4 protein-coding genes are annotated in these 2,931 nt (G+C 72.8%); all 4 read left to right on the top strand.

What is annotated here, in order from left to right; all coding sequences use genetic code 11:
- Positions 1-65: 65 nt before the first annotated feature.
- Positions 66-794 carry a histidine phosphatase family protein gene (locus tag ACXJKL_RS18505; protein WP_457208470.1) on the top strand — a complete coding sequence of 243 codons (729 nt, stop codon included), beginning with the start codon at positions 66-68 and terminating at the stop codon, positions 792-794.
- Positions 795-804: 10 nt separating this feature from the next.
- Positions 805-1,386: a DUF3090 domain-containing protein gene (locus ACXJKL_RS18500; RefSeq protein ID WP_457208469.1), complete on the top strand. Its 582-nt coding sequence runs from the start codon at positions 805-807 to the stop codon at positions 1,384-1,386.
- A gap of 7 nt (positions 1,387-1,393) precedes the next feature.
- Positions 1,394-2,167 (top strand): SCO1664 family protein, encoded by a 774-nt coding sequence (locus tag ACXJKL_RS18495; RefSeq protein ID WP_457208468.1) that lies wholly within the window; start codon positions 1,394-1,396, stop codon positions 2,165-2,167.
- A gap of 35 nt (positions 2,168-2,202) precedes the next feature.
- A partial coding sequence (locus ACXJKL_RS18490; RefSeq protein ID WP_457208467.1) for a class I tRNA ligase family protein occupies positions 2,203-2,931 on the top strand: 729 nt, incomplete at its 3' end.

Below are 2,931 nucleotides of genomic sequence, written 5' to 3'. Positions count from 1 at the left end.
CCGTCGTGGTACAGCGCGTTGTCGACGATCACACCCATCAGGTTAGTGCCATTAGGGTCACCGGCATGGCAACCGTGATCCTCGTTCGACACGGCCGCACCACCGCCAACGCCACGGGCGTGCTGGCGGGTCGGCTGGCCGGTGTCCGGCTCGACGAACGCGGCACCGAGCAGGCCGCGACGACGGCCGACCGGCTCGCCCCGGTGCGGCTGGCGGCCGCCGTCTCCAGCCCCCTGGAGCGCTGCAAGCAGACGACCAGGGCCATCCTCGCGGCCCAGTCCGGGGACCTGTCGGTCACCACCGAGCGCCGGCTCAGCGAGTGCGACTACGGCGAGTGGCAGGGCCGCGCGCTCAAGGACCTGGCCAAGGAGCCGCTCTGGAAGGTCGTGCAGTCGCAGCCGTCGGCCGCCACCTTCCCGGGCGGGGAGTCGATGCGGGCGATGCAGGACCGTGCCGTCGAGGCCGTCCGCCGCCACGACCGGTTGGTCGAGGAGGAGCACGGTCCCGGGGCGGTGTGGCTGGCGGTGAGCCACGGCGACGTCATCAAGGCGATCCTGGCCGATGCCCTCGGCACCCACCTCGACCTCTTCCAGCGGATCCAGGTCGACCCGGCGTCGGTGTCGATCGTGCGCTACACCGAGTCGCGTCCCTACGTCCTGGGCACCAACACGTCCGCGGGCGATCTGTCCTGGCTGACCCCGCCGCCGAGGTCCCGGGCCGCCAGGCGCCGTCGTACGGCGGACGCGGCGGTCGGGGGCGGAGCCGGACCCGAGCCGTCCCCGGCGGGGTCCTAGGGTGAGTGACATGCCACTCGTCCACGCCTTCGACCCGCCCGAGCGCTTCGTCGCCGGCACCGTCGGCGAGCCCGGTCACCGGACCTTCTTCCTGCAGGCCCGCGACGGCGCCCGCGTCACCAGCGTCGCCCTCGAGAAGCAGCAGGTCGAAGCCCTGGCCGAGCGCGTCGATGAGCTGCTCGACGAGGTGATGCAGGCCGCCGGCGGTGGGGCCCTCGTCCCCGCCGTGGCGCCCTTCGACCTCGTCGACAACGAGCCCCTGGAGCAGCCGATCGAGGAGGAGTTCCGCGCGGGCACGATGACCCTGTCGTGGGACTCCTCGACGGAGCGGATCGTCATCGAGGTCTTCCCGTTCACCGAGGCCGCGGTCGTCTCCCCGGAGCAGGTCGACGAGGACCTCGAGGAGCCGGAGCCGGACGAGATCTTCCTCGTCCGCCTGACCGCGGGCGCGGCGCGGGCCTTCGTCGGTCGGGCCCGCACGGTCCTCGGGGCGGGTCGTCCCGACTGCCCGTTCTGCGGCAACCCGGTCGACCCCGACGGACACCTGTGCGTGCGCGCCAACGGCTTCAAGCGTCGAGACCCGCAGGCCTGACCGCGTCGTGACCGAGCCGAGCGGGGTCGACGTGCTGGCCGGGGAGATCACGCTCCACGGCCGGGTCATGCCCGCCTCCAACGCCACGTTCGTGGGTGAGATCGGCGGCGTGCGGTGCGTCTACAAGCCGATCCGTGGCGAGCGGCCGCTGTGGGACTTCCCGGACGGCACCCTCGCGGACCGCGAGGTGGCGTCGTACGTCGTGTCGGAGGCGTTCGGCTGGGACATCGTGCCGCTGACGATCCTGCGGGAGGGGCCGCACGGTCCCGGCATGGTCCAGCTGTGGCGCGAGCCGGACCCCGCGCAGGACGCCGTGGACCTGGTGCCCGGGGGGCGGGTGCCGGCGGGCTTCCGCCACGTCTTCGACGGCCTCGACGAGTCCGACCGTTCCATCTCGCTGGTCCACGAGGACTCCGACGCCCTCCGGCGGATGGCGGTCTTCGACGTCGTCGTCAACAACGCCGACCGCAAGGGCGGGCACGTGCTCGCGATGCCCGACGGCCACCGCTTCGGTGTCGACCACGGCGTGACCTTCCACGTCGAGCACAAGCTGCGCACCGTCCTGTGGGGCTGGGCGGGCGAGCCGCTCACCGAGGAAGAGCTCGCCGGCGTGGAGAAGGTGCTCGACGCGCTCCGCGGCGACCTGGGGGAGCGGCTCGAGGGCATGCTCGCGGTCACCGAGGTCGAGGCCACGCGGCGACGCGCCCAGCGCCTGCTGCGGACCGGCGTGCTGCCCGATCCCCAGGGGTCGTGGCCGGTCATCCCCTGGCCGCCCTTCTAGGTCTCACGTGTGCCGCGCCGGATAGGCTGCCCGGCATGCGCAGCTGGTCCTCTCCCGACGTCCCGACCCTCCCCGTCAGGGGCCCCGTGGTGCGCGTGCACGACACCGCGACGGGGTCGCTCGTCGAGACCCGCCCCGAGGGTCCGGCCCGCCTCTACGTCTGCGGGATCACGCCGTACGACGCCACCCACATCGGCCACGCCGCGACGTACGTCGCCTTCGACCTCCTCAACCGGGCGTGGCGCACCGCCGGCCACGAGGTCACCTACGTCCAGAACGTCACCGACGTCGACGACCCGCTGCTCGAGCGGGCCACGAAGGTCGACGTGGACTGGGTCGAGCTCGCGGAGCGCGAGACCGAGCTGTTCCGCCACGACATGGAGGCCCTGCGGGTCCTGGCCCCGGCGCAGTACATCGGCGCCGTCGAGTCGATCCCCCTGGTCATCGACCTGGTCCAGCGGCTGCAGGAGGTCGGCGCGGTCTACCAGGTCGAGACCGACCTCTACTTCTCGGTGACGGCCGACCCGGCCTTCGGCGACGTGTCCGGCTGGGACCGCGAGACCATGCTCCGCGTGTTCCCCGACCGGGGCGGCGACCCGGACCGCCCGGGCAAGAAGGACCCGCTCGACTGCATCGTGTGGCGCGGCGAGCGTGAGGGCGAGCCCTCCTGGGAGAGCCCCTTCGGTCCCGGTCGACCCGGATGGCACATCGAGTGCTCCGCGATCGCGCTCGAGCACCTCGGCGCGGCCTTCGACGTGCAGGGC

It is taken from the genome of Nocardioides sp. P5_C9_2, from assembly GCF_054049555.1.
The sequence above is the reverse complement of the archived record's forward strand: the minus strand, read 5'-3'. Positions and strand labels throughout refer to the sequence as shown.

What these genes read in the sequence shown, in the direction of transcription:
- ACXJKL_RS18505 (WP_457208470.1), top strand. Translation starts at nt 66, where the DNA reads ATGGCAACCGTGATCCTCGTTCGACACGGCCGCACCACCGCCAACGCC.
- ACXJKL_RS18500 (WP_457208469.1), top strand. Translation starts at nt 805, where the DNA reads ATGCCACTCGTCCACGCCTTCGACCCGCCCGAGCGCTTCGTCGCCGGC.